This is a genomic window from Hansschlegelia sp. KR7-227 (assembly GCF_049446035.1).
In the GTDB taxonomy this organism is placed as follows: Bacteria; Pseudomonadota; Alphaproteobacteria; order Rhizobiales; family Methylopilaceae; genus Methylopila.
Genome location: NZ_JBMSEA010000002.1, coordinates 358,850 through 376,052 on the forward strand (window position 1 = coordinate 358,850; position 17,203 = coordinate 376,052).

Genomic DNA, 17,203 nt, shown 5'->3' on the forward strand with positions numbered 1-17,203 from the left:
GCCTCAACTGAGCGCGGCGCCGCCGGCGAGCAGCCATTGCGGGTCGAACCAGCGATCCGCCTCGCCGTCATAGGGCAGCCGGTTGATGTCCCAGTGCCGGATGAAGGGCGCATAGACGCCCCAGGCGACCGGCCCCCCGCCGACATAGACGACGCGGTCCGGAAACTGCGCCAGCACCTTCTCCGGCTGCATGTCGCGACGGATCACGAACAGCGTCCGGTCGCCGCGGGCGAAATCCGGGATCGCCCCGATCGTCTTCTCGCCGGCGATCAGCACGTGGCCGCGCGTGACGTCGAAGAAGCGCGCGACGTCGGCCGTGAACTCCGGCCTCTGGTCGCCCTCCCAGGGCAGCACGCCGTTGAGCCCCATCTGGCCTCTGAGGCCGATGGCGCAGATCGAGCGAACGTCGGGCATCGCGTCTTCCTTGGGTCGATGGGCGCTCGCGAGGGCTAGCGCGTTCCGCCTGCAGGCGTCAAAGCTCGGCGGGCGAAGCGCCGGACGGGGGTGGAGGCGCGGCGGAGCCTTGCGAAGGCGCGCCGACCGGCGTATATGCGCCCCATCACTTACATCGTCGATTGGTCCATAGGGACCGTTCGAGGGTGGGTCCTGCGGGGCCCGCTCCAAACCTCTTTAGGCCTTACGGATTGACGGACCACGGTATAGCGCTCGACATCGACAGCCCTCTTGACGAGCCGCGCCTCGTGACGGAGGCCGGCGTCGACGCGCGCGTGGCCGCGATCGTCGGCCCGACGCTGATCGATCTCGGCTTCCGCGTGGTGCGCGTGAAGTCGTCCGGCCGGAACGGCTACACGCTGCAGGTCATGGCGGAGCGCGCCGACGGCACCTTCACCGTCGAGGATTGCGAAGCGGCGTCCAAGGCGATCTCGCCGGTGCTCGACGTCGAGGACCCGATCGACCGGGCGTATCATCTCGAAATGTCGTCGCCTGGCATCGATCGCCCGCTCGTCCGGGTCTCGGACTTCGCCCGCTGGGCCGGCCATCTCGCCAAGGTCGAAATGGAGATCCCGGTCGACGGCCGGAAGCGCTTCAAGGGCGTTCTCGAAGGCGTCGAAGGATCGAACGCGATCCTGCGCCGCGACGACGCCTCCAAGGACGAGGTGGCGCGCGTCAGCCTGCCGATCGCCGACATCGGCGAGGCGCGGCTCATCCTGACGGACGACCTGATCCGCGAGGCGCTCAGGCGCGCCAAGGCTGCCGGCCGCGCGCCGGACGACTCGCCCGACGTGGCGTCCGCCGACGACGGGAACGACACGACGAACGGCGCCAAGGCCGCGTCGAAGGGACGGAGGTAACGAACATGGCGGTCAGCGCCAATCGGCTCGAACTTCTGCAGATCGCGGAAGCCGTCGCCCGCGAGAAGGTGATCGACAAGTCGATCGTCCTCGAGGCGATGGAGGACGCGATCCAGAAAGCCGCGAAATCGCGCTACGGCCAGGAGACCGAGATTCGCGCCGAGATCAACCCGAAGAGCGGCGACATCCGCCTGTCGCGGCTGATGCTCGTGGTCGACCTCGTCGACAATGACAATGTCGAGATCTCGGTCGAGGACGCGCGCAAGAAGAACCCTGCGGCCCAAGCCGGCGACTATATCGCCGAAACGCTGCCGCCCTTCGACTTCGGCCGCATCGCCGCGCAGTCGGCCAAGCAGGTCATCGTCCAGAAGGTGCGCGACGCCGAACGCGACCGGCAGTATCAGGAATACAAGGACCGCATCGGCGACATCGTGAACGGTCTCGTCAAGCGCGTCGAATACGGCAACGTGGTCGCTGATCTCGGCCGCGGCGAGGCGATCGTGCGCCGCGACGAACTGCTCCCTCGGGAGCTCTTCCGCGTGGGCGACCGCGTTCGGGCCTTCGTCTACGACGTGCGGCGCGAGCCGCGCGGGCCCCAGATCTTCCTGTCGCGCACGCACCCGCAGTTCATGGCGAAGCTGTTCGCGCAGGAGGTGCCGGAGATCTATGACGGCGTCATCGAGATCAAGGCGGTCGCGCGCGACCCTGGCTCGCGCGCCAAGATCGCGGTGATCTCCCGCGACTCGTCGATCGACCCCGTCGGCGCCTGCGTCGGCATGCGCGGCTCGCGCGTGCAGGCGGTGGTGCAGGAGCTTCAGGGCGAGAAAATCGACATCATTCCCTGGTCGCCGGACGCGGCCACCTTCATCGTGAACGCGCTCCAGCCCGCCCAGGTCGTCAAGGTCGTGCTCGACGAGGACAGCGCGAAGATCGAGGTCGTCGTGCCGGACGACCAGCTTTCGCTCGCGATCGGCCGGCGCGGCCAGAACGTGCGCCTGGCCTCGCAGCTCACCGGCTGGGACATCGACATCCTGACGGAGGCCGAAGAGAGCGAGCGTCGCCACAAGGAGTTCGTGTCCCGCACGGAGACGTTCATGAACGCCCTCGACGTCGACGAGACGCTCGGCCAGCTGCTCGCGGCGGAAGGCTTCACCTCCGTCGAAGAGGTCGCCTTCGTCGAGATCGCCGAACTCGCGACCATCGAAGGCTTCGACGAAGACATGGCGACCGAGATCCAGAACCGCGCGCTCGATCACCTTGCGCGCATCGAGGCGGAGCACGACATGCGCCGTAAGGAGCTCGGCGTCGCGGACGAACTGCGCGAGGTGCCGGGCGTCACCACGGCGATGATGGTCGCCTTCGGCGAGCACGACATCAAGACGGTCGCGGATCTCGCCGACTGCGCGACCGACGACCTCGCCGGCTGGATCGACCGGTCCGGGCCGGAGCCGCGCCGCGAGGCGGGCGCGCTCGACGGGTTCGAGATCACCCGGGACGAGGCCGAGGCCATGATCATGCAGGCCCGCGTCAAGGCCGGCTATATTTCGGAAGCCGACCTCCTGCCGCCCGAACCGGCGGCGGCCGAGGGCGACGAGGCCGACGTCGAGCCGGCGCGGGCCTGAGGGAGCCGTAATCGTGGACGCGCCGCGCGAGGACGACCGCAAGGCGCCTGAGCGCACCTGCGTCGCGACGCGGACCGTGCGGCCGGCGGGCGAGCTGATCCGCTTCGTCCGCGCGCCGGACGGCGCGGTCGTCCCCGACCTGAAGCGCGAGCTTCCCGGCCGGGGCGTATGGGTGACGGCGTCGGGCGACGCCGTCCGTCTCGCCATGAAGAAGAGGGCTTTCGCCCGCGGCTTCAAGGACGAGGTGACGGTCGATCCGGCGCTCGACGCGGTGACGGACGGGCTGATCGAGCGCCAGACGCTCGCGATGCTCGGTTTCGCCAACAAGGCCGGCCTTGTGCTGGCCGGCTTCGCCAAGGTCGAAGCGGCGCTCGCCAAGGAGGCGGTCGTCGCTCTGATCGAGGCGCAGGACGCCGGCGAAGACGGCGTGCGCAAGCTTGGCCAGGCCGCCCGGCGGTCTGGCCGGTCGACCGAAATGCGAGCGGTCAGGCTGTTCCGCGGAAGTCAATTGGACTTGGCGTTGGGGCGGTCGAATGTGGTACATGCTGCGCTGCTCGCAGGTCCGGTCAGCGCGGCCTTTCTCGCGCGATGCGACGCTCTCGCGCGCTATCGGGGCGTAGACGCCGACGGAGCCGGCCAAGACTCGGCTTCTTGAGGCCGACGAGAGCAGTGGGTCGGGCGATTGGGCCCGCAGGAACGGACAAGGCATGACGGATACGAAGACGACCGGCGACAAGACGCTTACGGCCTCCCCGAAGACGCTCAGCTTGAAGCGTCCGGCCGAGGCCGGCCTGGTGAAGCAGAGCTTCAGCCACGGCCGGACGAACGCGGTCGTCGTGGAGAAGGTGAAGCGGCGGACGCTGGCGCCGGGCGAGGTCAAGCCGACCCCGGCCGCGCCGCCGCCGCCCCCGCAGGCGCAGGCTCCGGCCGCCCAGCCCGCCCGTCCGGCCGCGTCCCCCGCCCCGCGGCCGGCGCAGAGGCCGAACGCCAGCAGCATGGTTCTGAGGACCCTCACCTCCGACGAGATGGGCGCGCGCGCTCAAGCGCTCGCCGGCGCCCGGGTTCGTGAGGCCGAAGACCGCAAAAAGGCCCAGGACGACGCCCGCGCCCGCATCATCCGCGAGGCGGAGGAGGAGCGCGAGCGCCTCGCCGCCGAGAGCCGTAAGCGCGAAGAAGACGCCCGTCGCGCGCTGGAGGACGAGACCAAGCGCCGCGCCGAGGCCGAGGCCGTCAAGCGGCTCGGCGAGACTCCGGCCCCGGCCACCTCGGCGCCCGTCTCCCCGCCGCGCGAGTCCGCGCCCGCCGCGCCTCGTCGCGACGCCGGCGCCCGCCCGCCGGTGATCGGCCGCCGTCCGCAGCCCGAGATGGAGGAGCCCGCCCGCGCCGCGCCGCGCCGCACGGGTCCAGGACCCGTGCGCCCCGTCACGCCGGCGAAGCCCGAGCGCACGCCGCGGGTCGGCCAGGCCAAGGAGCGCGGCCGCCTCACGATCACGACGGCGACCGGCGCGACCGGCGAGGACCGCACCCGGTCCGTCGCCTCCTATCGCCGCCGCGTCCAGCGCATGTCCGGCAAGGGCTCCCAGGAGCCCAAGGAGAAGTTGATCCGCGAAGTGATCATTCCCGAGACGATCACGGTTCAGGAACTCGCAAACCGCATGTCGGAGCGCGCGGTCGACGTCGTGCGCCTGCTGATGAAGCAGGGCGTCATGAAGAAGATCAATGAGCTGGTCGACGCCGACACCGCGCAGCTGATCGCCGAAGAGCTCGGCCACACGGTCCGCCGCGTCGCGGAATCGGACGTCGAGGAAGGCCTGTTCGACGCAGCCGACGCCGAGGGCGAGGCGCTGCCGCGTCCGCCGGTCGTGACCATCATGGGCCATGTCGACCACGGCAAGACCTCGCTGCTCGACGCGATCCGCCACACCAGCGTGGTCAAGGGCGAAGCCGGCGGCATCACCCAGCACATCGGCGCCTATCAGGTGACGTCGCCGCTGGGCGGGCTGATCACCTTCATCGACACGCCGGGCCATGCGGCCTTCACCGCGATGCGCCAGCGCGGCGCGCGGTCGACCGACATTGTGGTGCTGGTGGTCGCGGCCGACGACGGCGTGATGCCGCAGACGGCGGAAGCGGTGAACCACGCCCGAGCGGCGGGGGTGCCGATCATCGTGGCGATCAACAAGATCGACAAAGAGGACGCCAACCCGCAGCGCGTGCGCACCGACCTGCTGCAGTACGAGATCCAGGTTGAGTCGCTCGGCGGCGAGACGCTGGAGGTCGAGGTGTCGGCCAAGACCGGCGAGAACCTCGACAAGTTGCTCGAGATCATCCAGTTGCAGGCTGAACTGCTCGACCTGAAGGCCAATCCCAACCGGTCGGCCGAGGGCGTCGTGATCGAGGCGAAGCTCGACCGCGGCCGCGGCCCGGTCGCGACGGTTCTCGTGCAGCGCGGCACCCTGCATCAGGGCGACGTCGTGGTCGCGGGCTCCGAATGGGGCCGCGTGCGCGCGCTCGCCGACGACAAGGGAACCGCAGTCTCCGAAGCCGGTCCGTCGACCCCGGTCGAGATTCTCGGCTTCAACGGCGCGCCCGAGGCGGGCGACCGCCTCGCGGTCGTCGAGAACGAGGCCCGCGCCCGCGAAGTCGCCGAATACCGCCAGCGCCAGAAGCGCGAGCAGGCGGCGGCCCGCGCGACGGTCCGCGTCAGCGGCCTCGAAGAGATGATGTCGCAGATCAAGACGGCGGGCAAAAAGGAGTTCCCGCTCGTCATCAAGGGCGACGTTCAGGGCTCGGTCGAGGCGATCGTGCAGGCGCTTGAGAAGGTCGGCAACGACGAGGTCGGGGTGCGCGTCCTGCTCTCCGGCGCCGGCGGCGTCACCGAGAGCGACGTGATCCTGGCGGCGGCCTCGAACGCGGTCGTGCTCGGCTTCAACGTGCGGGCCCTGAAGGACGCGCGCGAGGCGGCCGAGCGGTCCGGCACCGAGATCCGCTACTACAACATCATCTACGATCTCGTGGACGACATTAAGCAGGCGATGTCCGGCATGCTGTCGCCGGAGCGGCGAGAGGACTTCCTCGGCAACGCCGAGATCCGCGAGATCTTCGCGGTGTCCAAGGTCGGCAAGATCGCCGGCTGCCTCGTCACCGAGGGCGTGGTCCAGAAGGGCGCGAGCGTCCGCCTGATCCGCGAGAACGTGGTGATCCACGAAGGCAAGCTCTCGACGCTGAAGCGCTTCAAGGACGACGTGGCGGAAGTCCGCGCCGGCATGGAGTGCGGCATGTCCTTCGAGAACTACCAGGACATGCGCGCCGGCGACGTCATCGAGTGCTACCGCGTGACGGAAGTGAAGCGCACGCTCTGAGGCCCGGCGGCCGTCGCCTCCACATCGGTGGCGACGGCCGTGCGTCCTTCGAGACAACCCTTCGGGCCTCCTCAGGATGAGGAGCGCGGAGGGCGCCGGAAACCACTACGATCCTCATGCTGAGGAGCCTCGGCGACAGCCGAGGCGTCTCGAAGCACGCAGTGCGCCTCAGCCGCGTCGTGCTCTCGAGCTTTAAACGTCATCCGCTCGGGCCCGGTCCGACCCCGGTCCCGACGGCGCAGCTACGGCGCGCCGCACGGCGAAGAGGAAATGAGAATGTCCCGTAATTCAGGGCCGAAAGCCCCGTCCCAGCGCATGCTTCGCGTGGGCGAACTCGTTCGCCACGCGCTCGCCGACGTGCTCCAGCGCGGCGAGGTGATGGATCCCGTGCTCGAGACGCACGTCGTCACCGTGCCCGAGGTCCGCATGACCCCGGATCTGAAGCTCGCCACCGCCTACGTCATGCCGCTCGGCGGCAAGGACGTCGACAAGGTGCTCAAGGCGCTCGACGCCAACCGCAAGCAGCTGCGGATGCTGGTCGTGAAGCGCATGGACCTGAAATCCGCGCCGGACCTCCGGTTCCGCGTCGACGACAGCTTCGAGAAGGGCTCGCAGATCGACGCCCTGCTCCGCTCGCCAGAGGTCCGGCGCGACCTCGTCGCCGACGACGGCGCCGAGGACGAACGGTGAGCCGCCGCAAGAAGGGGCTCGACATCTCGGGCTGGCTGATCCTCGACAAACCGGTGGGGGTCACGTCGACCCATGCCGTGTCGAAGGCGCGCTGGATGTATCAGGCGAAGAAGGCGGGCCACGCCGGCACGCTCGATCCGCTCGCGTCGGGCGTCCTGCCGATCGCCTTCGGCGAGGCGACCAAGACGGTGCCCTTCGTGATGGACGGCCGGAAGGTCTACCGCTTCGAGGTGCTGTGGGGGGTCGAGACCGACACGGACGACGCGGAGGGGACGCCCGTCGCGACCTCTGACATCCGGCCGACGCGCGAGGCGATCATGGCCGCCCTGCCCGCCTTCCTGGGCGAGATTGAGCAGGTTCCCCCGAAATTCTCGGCGCTCAAGATCGACGGCGAGCGCGCCTACGATCTCGCGCGCGAAGGCGCGGAGGTGACGCTCGAGCCGCGCGTCATCACGGTCCACCGGCTGGAGCTCGTTGAGACGCCGGCGCCTGACCGCGCCGTGTTCGAGGCCGAATGCGGCAAGGGCACCTATGTCCGCGCCCTCGCCCGCGATCTCGGCCGCGCGCTCGGAACGCGCGGTCACGTCTCCGCTCTGAGGCGCACGGCGGTCGGCGGTTTCAGCGAGAAGGACGCGATTTCGCTGGACGAACTGGAACGTTTGCGACAGGGTGCCGCCGGCGAGCAAGGTCTCGCTGACGCTCTCCTTCCGGTAGAGACGGCGCTGGACGACATCCCGGCGCTCGCCGTCAACCGGGCGGAGGCGGCCCGATTGCTCAATGGGCAACCGGTGCTGCTGCGCGGACGGGATGCTCCGACCTTTCGAGGACCGGTCTCCGTGACGACCGAGGGCGCGTTGATCGCGCTCGGCGAGATTGATCGCGGCGAACTTCATCCCAGACGCGTGTTTCACCTCGACCGGCCGTGAGGCCGGGCGGGATCAAACCACGATCGACCGAGAAAGAGACCGATGTCGATTACAGCTGAACGTAAGAAGGAACTGGTCGGCCAATACGCGACCAAGGAAGGCGACACGGGCTCGCCGGAAGTGCAGGTCGCGATCCTCACCGAGCGGATCACGAACCTGACCGAGCATTTCAAGACCCACGCCAAGGACAACCATTCGCGGCGCGGCCTGCTGAAGCTCGTGAGCCAGCGCAGGTCGCTGCTCGACTATGTCAAGAGTCACGACCAGCCGCGCTACCAGACGCTGATCGAGCGTCTCGGCATCCGCCGCTGACGTAAGGAACACGCGGGCGACGGCCTCCGATCGGCCGTCCTTCGTTCAATGAGATGAGGACGTCGGCGCATGGGGCGCCGGCGCCGTACAGGACAAGGGACCCGGGACGCCATCGGGCCCGAACGTCATGGGGCAGGATCGCAGGACGCTTCAGCGAGGTCCGTCGTATCGGACTTCGTCAGGCCAAGAGGTCTGAAGAAGGAAGCGTCGCGCCGTCTTGCCCGTGGCGATCACGAAAGTGCCCGACGGCATCCTTCGGTCCGACGACCGCAAGGACACAAGACGCATGTTTGAAATTCATCGCGAATCCATCGAGTGGGCCGGCCGCACGCTGACCCTCGAATCCGGCCGTATGGCCCGTCAGGCCGACGGCGCCGTGCTCGCCACCTATGGCGACACCACCGTGCTCGCGACCGCCGTGTCGGCGAAGTCGGCGAAGGCCGGCATCGACTTCTTCCCGCTCACGGTCAACTACACCGAGAAGTACTACGCGGCCGGCCGCATCCCGGGCGGCTACTTCAAGCGCGAGCGCGGGCCGACCGAGAAGGACACGCTGACCTCGCGCCTGATCGACCGGCCGATCCGCCCGCTGTTCGCCGCGGGCTACAAGAACGAGACGCAGGTCGTCATCACGGTCCTGTCCTACGACCTCGAGAACGATCCCGACATTCTGGGCATGGTGGCCGCATCCGCTGCGCTGACCTTGTCCGGCGCGCCCTTCATGGGCCCGATCGGCGGCGCGCGCGTCGGCTACATCGACGGCGAGTACGTGCTCAACCCGGTCTCCGACCGGATGGACGGCTCGGATCTCGACCTCGTCGTCGCCGGCACGCAGGACGCGGTGCTGATGGTCGAATCGGAAGCCAAGGAGCTCTCCGAAGACGTCATGCTCGGCGCCGTGATGTTCGGTCACGCCGGCTTCCAGCCGGTGATCGACGCCATCATCCGCCTCGCGGAGAAGGCCGCCAAGGAGCCGCGCGAGCACAAGGTCGACGACATGTCGGAGCTTGAGGCCAAGCTCAAGGACCTGGTTGAGGCCGACCTCCGCGCCGCCTACAAGATCAAGGCCAAGACCGAGCGTCAGGACGCCGTCGCCGCCGCCAAGAAGAAGGCGATCGAGGCGTTCTGCGCCGAAGGCGACGAGAACGCCGTGACCCCGATCAAGCTCGGCGGCGTGTTCAAGGAGCTCGAAGCGAAGATCGTTCGCTGGGGCATTCTCGACGACAAGATCCGCATCGACGGCCGCGATCTCACGACGGTCCGTCCGATCGTCTCCGAGGTCGGCGTGCTGCCGCGCACCCATGGCTCGGCGCTGTTCACCCGCGGCGAGACCCAGGCGATGGTCGTCGCCACCCTCGGCACCGGCGAGGACGAGCAGTTCATCGACGCGCTCGGCGGCACCTACAAGGAGCGCTTCCTGCTCCATTACAACTTCCCGCCCTACTCCGTCGGCGAGACCGGCCGCATGGGCGCTCCCGGCCGCCGCGAAGTCGGCCACGGCAAGCTCGCATGGCGCGCGATCCATCCGATGCTGCCGAAGGCGGACGAGTTCCCCTACACGCTGCGCATCGTCTCCGAGATCACCGAGTCGAACGGCTCCTCCTCGATGGCGTCCGTCTGCGGCGCCTCGCTCTCGGCCATGGACGCGGGCGTGCCGCTGAAGCGGCCGGTCGCGGGCATCGCGATGGGCCTGATCCTCGAGGGCGAAAAGTTCGCGGTGCTGTCCGACATCCTCGGCGACGAGGACCACCTCGGCGACATGGACTTCAAGGTCGCCGGCACCGAGGAGGGCGTCACGGCTCTCCAGATGGACATCAAGATCGCCGGCATCACCGAGGAGATCATGAAGGTCGCCCTCGGCCAGGCGAAGGACGGCCGTCTGCACATTCTGGGCGAGATGGCGAACGCGCTCACGTCCGGCCGCGCCGAGCTCGGCGAATACGCGCCGCGCATCGAGGTCATCAAGATCCCGACCGACAAGATCCGCGAAGTGATCGGCACCGGCGGCAAGGTGATCCGCGAGATCGTCGAGAAGACCGGCGCCAAGGTGAACGTCGAGGACGACGGCACCATCAAGGTCGCGTCGTCGGACGGCAAGGCGATCAAGGCCGCGATCAACTGGATCAAGTCGATCGCGTCCGATCCGGAAGTCGGCCTGGTCTATGACGGCACGGTCGTGAAGGTCGTCGAGTTCGGCGCTTTCGTGAACTTCTTTGGCGCCAAGGACGGCCTCGTCCATGTCAGCCAGATCTCGAGGGATCGGGTGGCCAAGGTCTCCGACGTCCTCAAGGAAGGCGACAAGGTCAAGGTGAAGCTCATGGGCTTCGACGACCGCGGCAAGACCAGGCTTTCGATGAAGGTCGTCGACCAGGAGACCGGCGAGGACCTCGAGGGCAAGGGCGGCGAAGGCGGCGAAGCCGCTCCGGCCCCGGAAGCGTCCGAGGGCGACGCTGGCGGCGAAGGCCGCTCGCGCCGCGGCGGCCCGCGCCGTCGTCGCGAAGAGGCGGCCGAGTGATCGGCTGAACCCTCATCTTACGACAAGGATCAAGCGCCCTCCGGGGCGCTTTTTCTTTGCGCCCGTTTCCCTTCGACCAAGGGCGACAGGCTGGTTTCGGGAACGGCGGCGGCGGGCGGGCGCGCCTTGCGCCAAACGCGGAAAAAGCGCGACAAAAATGTCGGACGCCCCGTCCGGCGATCGTCCTATCGCCGGGGCCGACCTTCGCCGGCCCGAAAGGAGACCGAGCCATGCGCTTCATGATCATCCGCAAAGCCGACGCCAACACCGAGGGCGAGGACAAGGTCACGCCGGAACTGATGGAGGCGATGGCCGCCTACAACATGGAGATGATCAAGGCCGGCGTGTTCCTGGCCGGCGACGGCCTGCAGCCGTCGCGGAAGGGCGCGCGCGTGCGGATCTCGCGCGACGGCGCGACGCCGCTCGTCACCGACGGGCCGTTCGCCGAGACCAAGGAGTTGATCGCCGGCTTCACCATGATCCAGGCCTCCTCGCTCGAGGAGGCGCTCGACTGGGTGAAGCGCTGGCCGAAGGAGGACGGGCCGGTCGAGCTGGAGGTTCGGCAGATCTACGAAATGTCCGACTTCGAGCTGCCGGAGGGCGACAAGCCGCAGGCCTGGCTCGACATGGAGAAAGCGTTCGAAGATCGCCCCGGCGTCGCAAAGGCCTGAACGGGCCGCGCGACGTTCTGGCGAGGCGGCGGGCCATTCCCGCCTGCGCGCGTCGCTCGTATGGTCGGCGTCCGCAGGAGATCGCCATGTCCGCAAACACCGTCGCGACGCCCGACTGGTCCGCCATCCCCGCCCCGCAGGACGACGGGGCGGCGGCGCATCTCGCGGGAGCGCGCCTGCCGCATGTCGCGCTCGCGGCGACCGACGGCTCCTCGGTCGACCTCGCGGCCCTCCCCGGGCGCACGGTCGTCTACGCCTATCCCCGGACCGGCCGCCCCGGCGTGGAGAACCCTCACGGCTGGGACATGATCCCGGGCGCGCGCGGCTGCACCCCGCAGAGCTGCGCCTTCCGCGATCACTTCGCCGAGATCACGGCGCTCGGCGTCGACCGTCTGTTCGGCCTTTCGACACAGGACTCCGCCTACCAGCGCGAGGCGGCCGAGCGCCTCCATTTGCCGTTCGCGCTGCTGTCGGACGCCGAGCTCGCGCTGTGCCGCGCCGCGAACCTGCCGACGATGGAGGTCGAAGGCATGACGCTGACCAGACGCTTCACGCTCGTCGTCGACGACGGCGTCGTCACGAAGCTGTTCTATCCCGTATTCCCGCCGGACCGCAGCGCCGCGGACGTCGTCGACTGGCTGAAAGGGGCGGCCTGACGCGGACGACGCGGAGCCGGGCCGTTGAGCTTCACCCTGCGCCAGTTGCGCTACTTCCTCGCCGTCGCCGAGGGCGGCACGGTGTCGGGCGCGGCGCAGAGCCTCGCCGTATCGCAGTCGGCCGTGACGGAATCGATCAAGGCGCTCGAGCTCGATCTCGGCGTGCAGCTGTTCGAACGCCGCCGCCGCGGCCTCGCCGTCACGCAGCAGGGTCAGCAGTTCTACCGGCACGCGACCCGCATCCTCAGCGCCGTCTCCGACGCGCGCCAGAGCTTCGCCGACGACGCGGTGGCGACCACCGGGCGGCTCAATCTCGGCGTCACCGCGCTCGTCGCCGGCTACGTCCTGCCGGACGTGCTCGCGCGCTACCGGCGGGCGCACCCGGCGATCGAGCTCAGAGCGATCGAGGACAGCGCGGAATATCTCGAACATCTGCTCGTGGGCGGCGAGCTCGACGTCGCCATTCTGGAGGTCTCCAGCCTGCGCGACCACGCCGCCCTCCAGGTCGAGGTGTTCGAGCGCTCGCCCTACAAGCTCTGGCTGCCGCTCGGCCACCGGCTGACGGAGAGCGAGGTCGTCGACGTCGCCGAGATCGGGCGGGAAAAGCTGATCGTGCTGACGACCGACGACGCCGAGGCGGGCGCCGAGCGTGTCCTCGCGGAACTCGGCGCGCGGCCGGAGGTCGGGTTCCGGACCCGCTCGGTCGAGGCCGTGCGCAGCCTCGTCGCCACCGGAGCGGGCGTGGCGCTGCTGCCCGACCTCGTCTACCGGCCGTGGTCGCTCGAGGGCGACCGGATCGAGAACCGGCGCGTGACGGGCGCGGTTCCGGAGGCGCGGGTCGGCATCGCCTGGCGGCGCGGCTCCGTGGTGCAGCCGGCCGCGCGGGATCTGATCGCGATGGCCCGGCTCCGGACGTCAATGAGGCCGCGCTGAGATATCGGATAATCCGATATCACTCCCGGGGCGAATGAATTTGTGATTGCCGCTTTCTTGGCTAGGCTGAGTTTTTAGGCATTTCCGCACCCCAATTCGTCGAGAGGAGAGGTCATGAGGATGTCCGCCGCGTTCCGCATCGCCGCCGCCGGAGCCGCCGTAGCGCTCCTCATGAGCCAGACCGCCGCCGTCGCCGAGATGACCAAGGTCGGCGAGGGCGAAGGCGAAGTGTCGATCGTCGCATGGCCCGGCTACATCGAGCGCGGCGAGACCGACAAGGCCTATGACTGGGTCACCTCCTTCGAGAAGGACACCGGCTGCAAGGTCAGCGTGAAGACGGCCGCGACCTCCGACGAGATGGTCACGCTGATGAACGCCGGCGGCTTCGACCTCGTGACCGCCTCGGGCGACGCCTCGCTCCGGCTCGTCGCCGGCAAGAAGGTGCAGCCGATCAATCCCGAGCTGATCCCGAGCTGGGGCACGGTCGACAAGCGGCTCCAGAGCGCCCCCTGGCACACGGTGGACGGCAAGCACTACGGCGTGCCGTTTCAGTGGGGGCCGAACGTGCTGATGTACAACACCGAGGTCTTCAAGGAGGCGCCCAAGAGCTGGAGCGTGGTGTTCGAGCCCATGGACCTTCCGGACGGCAAGCCGAACAAGGGCCGCGTGCAGGCCTATGACGGGCCGATCTACATCGCCGACGCCGCCAACTACCTTATGGCGAAGAAGCCCGAGCTCGGGATCAAGGACCCCTACGCCCTCACCGAGGAGCAGTACGCCGCGGCGCTGGAGCTGCTGAAGGGCCAGCGGGCGCTCGTCGCGCGCTACTGGCACGACGCCGCCGTGCAGGTCGACGACTTCAAGACCGAGGGCGTCGTCGCCTCGGGCTCCTGGCCGTTCCAGGTGAACACGCTCGTCGCCGACAAGCGCAAGATCGCCTCGACCATCCCTGAGGAAGGGGCCACGGGCTGGGCCGACAGCACGATGATGGCGACCGACGCCAAGCACCCGAACTGCGCCTACAAATGGCTGGAGCACTCGCTGTCGCCGAAACTTCAGGGCGATCTCGCGGCCTGGTTCGGCTCGGTGCCCGCGGCGCCCGCGGCCTGCAAGGGCAACGCGCTGCTGACCGACGAGGGCTGCGCCACCAACGGCTTCGACAATTTCGAGAAGATCAAGTTCTGGCGCACGCCGACGGCGAAGTGCGAGGCCGGAACCTGCGTGCCCTATTCGCGCTGGGTGTCGGATTACATCGCGGTGATGGGGAAGTAGGGGCAGCGGCTCCCTGACCGCCGCCGTCATCCCGGGCTTGTCCCGGGATCCATCGCCGCATGTCTCGATCAGCGCGGCTCGGTCGGCGGCTATAGATCCCGGGACAAGCCCGGGATGACGGGTGCGGAGGGCGCCCCGTCCGTCGCGCGGCTCTCCTCCTGAGGACACCCCATGAGCGATCGTCCCGCAGTCTCGCTCAAGCGCGTGTCGCGCCATTTCGGGCGGACGCGCGCGATGGACGAGGTCGACCTCGACATCGCCGAGGGCGAATTCTTCGCGATGCTCGGGCCGTCCGGATCGGGCAAGACGACGTGCCTGCGGGTGATTGCGGGATTCGAGCAGCCGTCGAGCGGCGAGGTCGTCATCTTCGGCCAAAACGCCACGGGCGTGCCCCCCTACCGGCGCGACGTCAACACCGTGTTCCAGGACTACGCGCTGTTCCCGCACATGACCGTGCTGGAGAACGTCGCCTATTCGCTGATGCTGAAGAAGGTGGGCCGAGCCGAACGCGCGAAGCAGGCCGAGACGGCGCTGGAGCTCGTGCGCCTTCCGGGCTTCGGCCATCGCAAGCCGGCAGAGCTCTCCGGCGGCCAGCGCCAGCGCGTCGCGCTCGCCCGCGCCATCGTCAACAGGCCGAAGGTGCTGCTGCTCGACGAGCCGCTGGGCGCGCTCGACCTGAAGCTGCGCGAGAACATGCAGGAGGAGCTGAAGCAGCTCCAGCGAACGCTCGGCGTGACCTTCATCTTCGTGACGCACGACCAGAGCGAGGCGCTGTCGATGGCCGACCGCGTGGCGGTGTTCAACGCCGGCAAGGTCGTGCAGGTGGGCGCGCCGGAGGAGGTCTATCGCCGCCCCTCGACGCCGTTCGTCGCCGATTTCGTGGGGTCGTCGAACGTTCTGCCGCCCGCCTTCGTCGAGCGGATCTCAGGCGAGGCGCGCTGGGCGAGCCTCAGGCCCGAGCAGGTGCGCGTCGGTCCCGCCGAAGGCGCGGCCCCCGGGGCGCTGATCGGCGACCTCAAGGCCCGGCTCTATCTCGGCGCGACGGTGCGCTACGCCGTCGCCCTCCCCGACGTCACGCTGCACGCCGTCATGCCGGCCGGCGGACCGGCCCTGCCCGAAGACGGGCGCGTCGCAATCGCCTTCGACCGGAGCGCGCTGCACTTCATGGAGGGCGAGGCGTGAGCGCCGCCGCGCCGGCGGTCACGCCGCCGCCGTCCACGGCGCTCGGCCGCGCCGCCGACGCGCTGTGGCGCCGGCCGAAGCTCGTCGTCCTGCTGCTGCTCGGCCCGGCGCTCGTCTGGCTCGTTGTCGTCTATCTCGGCTCGCTCCTCACGCTGTTGCGCCAGAGCTTCTTCTCGCTGGAGGAGTTTTCGGGCCTCATCGACGAGACCTACACGCTCGCGACCTATGCGCAGCTACTGCAGCCGGCGAATTTCGACATCATCCTGCGCACGACTCTGATGGCCGCCTGCGTGACGGTCGCGAGCGCGATCATCGGCTTTCCCGTCGCTTATGTCGCCGCGCGCTACGTGAGGGGAGCGTGGAAGGCCGCGTTCTACCTCGCGGTGATGCTGCCGCTCTGGTCCAGCTACCTGGTCAAGGTCTACGCCTGGAAGCTGCTGCTGGCGCGCGAGGGCATCCTCACCTGGGGCTTCGGCAAGCTGCATCTGAGCTGGCTGCTCGACGCGATGCTGAGCCTTCCGACGATCGGCGGCCCGTCGCTCTCGACGAGCTACATCGGAACCTTCCTCGTCTTCCTCTACATCTGGCTCCCCTTCATGATCCTGCCGACCCAGGCGGCGCTCGAGCGGGTGCCGGGCGGGCTGATTGACGCGTCGTCCGATCTCGGCGCTACGCCGGGTGAGACCTTCCGCCACGTCATCCTGCCGCTGGCGCTGCCCGGGATCGTGGCCGGCTCGATCTTCACCTTCTCCCTGACGCTTGGCGACTACATCATCCCGCAGATCGTGGGCTCGTCGCGGCTGTTCATCGGCCAGGCCGTCTACGTCCAGCAGGGGACGGCCGGCAACATCCCGCTCGCCGCCGCCTTCACCGTCGTGCCGATTGTCATCATGGGGCTCTATCTCGCGATCGCGCGCCGCATGGGGGCGTTCAATGCGCTCTGACGGCTCGCTCAGCGTGAAGATCGCGGCGGCCTTCGGGCTCGCCTTCCTGCTCGGGCCGCTGCTGATCGTCTTGGTCTACGCCTTCACGACCGAAGAGCGCAGCTTCGTGTGGCCGCCGCCGGGGCTCACGTTGAAATGGTTCGGAGTCGCCTGGGCGCGGCCGGACGTGTGGGCGGCGATCTCGCTGTCCGCCAGGGTCGCGGCGGTCGCGACCCTGCTCGCCCTCGTCCTCGGCACGCTGACGGCGATGGCGGTGGCGCGCAGCCGGTTCTTCGGACGCGACGCGATCTCGCTGCTTGTGATCCTGCCGATCGCGCTGCCGGGCATCATCACCGGCATCGCGCTGCGCTCGGCCTTCGCGACCTTCGAAATCCCCTTCTCGTTCTGGACGATCGTGGTCGGCCACGCCACCTTCTGCATCGTCGTGGTCTACAACAACGCGGTCGCGCGCCTGCGCCGGCTGTCGGGCTCGCTGGTCGAGGCTTCGATGGACCTCGGCGCGAACAGCTTCCAGACCTTTCGCCACATCGTTCTCCCGAACGTCGGAACCGCCCTCCTCGCGGGCGGCATGCTCGCCTTCGCGCTGTCCTTCGACGAGGTCATCGTCACGACCTTCACCGCAGGCCAGCAGCAGACGCTGCCGCTCTGGATGCTCGAGGAGCTGATCCGCCCGCGTCAGCGGCCGGTCACCAACGTCGTCGCGATCGCGGTGATCGCGGTGACCTTCATTCCCATCCTGCTCGCCTTCTATCTGACCGGCGGCGACGAGCAGACCGCCGCAGCCGGCAAATAAACAGGAGACGCT

16 protein-coding genes are annotated in these 17,203 nt (G+C 68.8%); 15 read left to right on the forward strand and 1 reads right to left on the reverse strand.

Annotation, left to right across the window (positions count from 1 at the left end; genetic code table 11):
* Positions 1–3 precede the first annotated feature (3 nt).
* Complete coding sequence (locus ACO2RJ_RS17090; RefSeq protein WP_423269327.1) at positions 4–414, reverse strand: diacylglycerol kinase; 411 nt, start codon at positions 412–414, stop codon at positions 4–6.
* Between the two features lie 230 nt (positions 415–644).
* Here ACO2RJ_RS17090 and rimP point away from each other — a divergent pair, with 230 nt between their 5' ends.
* From rimP to ACO2RJ_RS17165, 15 genes are all read left to right on the forward strand, one after another.
* Positions 645–1,313, forward strand: a complete 669-nt coding sequence (rimP, locus tag ACO2RJ_RS17095; RefSeq protein ID WP_423269328.1) for a ribosome maturation factor RimP — start codon at positions 645–647, stop codon at positions 1,311–1,313.
* 5 nt (positions 1,314–1,318) lie between these two features.
* On the forward strand, positions 1,319–2,935 hold the full coding sequence (nusA, locus tag ACO2RJ_RS17100; protein WP_423269329.1) for a transcription termination factor NusA: 1,617 nt from the start codon (positions 1,319–1,321) through the stop codon (positions 2,933–2,935).
* Between the two features lie 13 nt (positions 2,936–2,948).
* Positions 2,949–3,590: an RNA-binding protein gene (locus ACO2RJ_RS17105; protein WP_423269330.1), complete on the forward strand. Its 642-nt coding sequence runs from the start codon at positions 2,949–2,951 to the stop codon at positions 3,588–3,590.
* 52 nt (positions 3,591–3,642) lie between these two features.
* On the forward strand, positions 3,643–6,297 hold the full coding sequence (infB, locus tag ACO2RJ_RS17110; RefSeq protein ID WP_423269331.1) for a translation initiation factor IF-2: 2,655 nt from the start codon (positions 3,643–3,645) through the stop codon (positions 6,295–6,297).
* A 276-nt stretch (positions 6,298–6,573) separates the two neighbouring features.
* Entirely contained in the window at positions 6,574–6,987 is a 414-nt protein-coding gene (gene rbfA, locus ACO2RJ_RS17115) for a 30S ribosome-binding factor RbfA (RefSeq protein ID WP_423269332.1), read from the forward strand.
* A complete protein-coding gene (truB, locus tag ACO2RJ_RS17120) occupies positions 6,984–7,913 on the forward strand; it encodes a tRNA pseudouridine(55) synthase TruB (RefSeq protein ID WP_423269333.1) in 930 nt (309 codons plus the stop codon). Before rbfA ends, truB begins: the two co-directional genes overlap by 4 nt.
* Positions 7,914–7,955: 42 nt before the next feature.
* A complete protein-coding gene (gene rpsO / locus ACO2RJ_RS17125; protein WP_423269334.1) occupies positions 7,956–8,225 on the forward strand; it encodes a 30S ribosomal protein S15 in 270 nt (89 codons plus the stop codon).
* A 286-nt stretch (positions 8,226–8,511) separates the two neighbouring features.
* Positions 8,512–10,740: a polyribonucleotide nucleotidyltransferase gene (gene pnp / locus ACO2RJ_RS17130; protein WP_423269335.1), complete on the forward strand. Its 2,229-nt coding sequence runs from the start codon at positions 8,512–8,514 to the stop codon at positions 10,738–10,740.
* 230 nt (positions 10,741–10,970) lie between these two features.
* Positions 10,971–11,411 (forward strand): YciI family protein, encoded by a 441-nt coding sequence (locus ACO2RJ_RS17135; protein ID WP_423269336.1) that lies wholly within the window; start codon positions 10,971–10,973, stop codon positions 11,409–11,411.
* Between the two features lie 86 nt (positions 11,412–11,497).
* A complete protein-coding gene (locus ACO2RJ_RS17140) occupies positions 11,498–12,067 on the forward strand; it encodes a peroxiredoxin (RefSeq protein WP_423269337.1) in 570 nt (189 codons plus the stop codon).
* Between the two features lie 24 nt (positions 12,068–12,091).
* Entirely contained in the window at positions 12,092–13,000 is a 909-nt protein-coding gene (locus tag ACO2RJ_RS17145) for a LysR substrate-binding domain-containing protein (protein ID WP_423269338.1), read from the forward strand.
* A gap of 171 nt (positions 13,001–13,171) precedes the next feature.
* The gene (locus ACO2RJ_RS17150; protein ID WP_423269414.1) at positions 13,172–14,272 is read left to right on the forward strand and encodes an ABC transporter substrate-binding protein; all 1,101 of its coding nucleotides are present in this window, start codon (positions 13,172–13,174) and stop codon (positions 14,270–14,272) included.
* Between the two features lie 171 nt (positions 14,273–14,443).
* On the forward strand, positions 14,444–15,454 hold the full coding sequence (locus ACO2RJ_RS17155) for an ABC transporter ATP-binding protein (RefSeq protein ID WP_423269339.1): 1,011 nt from the start codon (positions 14,444–14,446) through the stop codon (positions 15,452–15,454).
* A complete protein-coding gene (locus ACO2RJ_RS17160) occupies positions 15,451–16,398 on the forward strand; it encodes an ABC transporter permease (RefSeq protein ID WP_423269340.1) in 948 nt (315 codons plus the stop codon). The genes ACO2RJ_RS17155 and ACO2RJ_RS17160 overlap by 4 nt, the downstream gene beginning before the upstream one ends.
* Entirely contained in the window at positions 16,388–17,191 is an 804-nt protein-coding gene (locus ACO2RJ_RS17165; RefSeq protein ID WP_423269341.1) for an ABC transporter permease, read from the forward strand. Before ACO2RJ_RS17160 ends, ACO2RJ_RS17165 begins: the two co-directional genes overlap by 11 nt.
* The last annotated feature ends 12 nt before the right edge of the window (positions 17,192–17,203 follow it).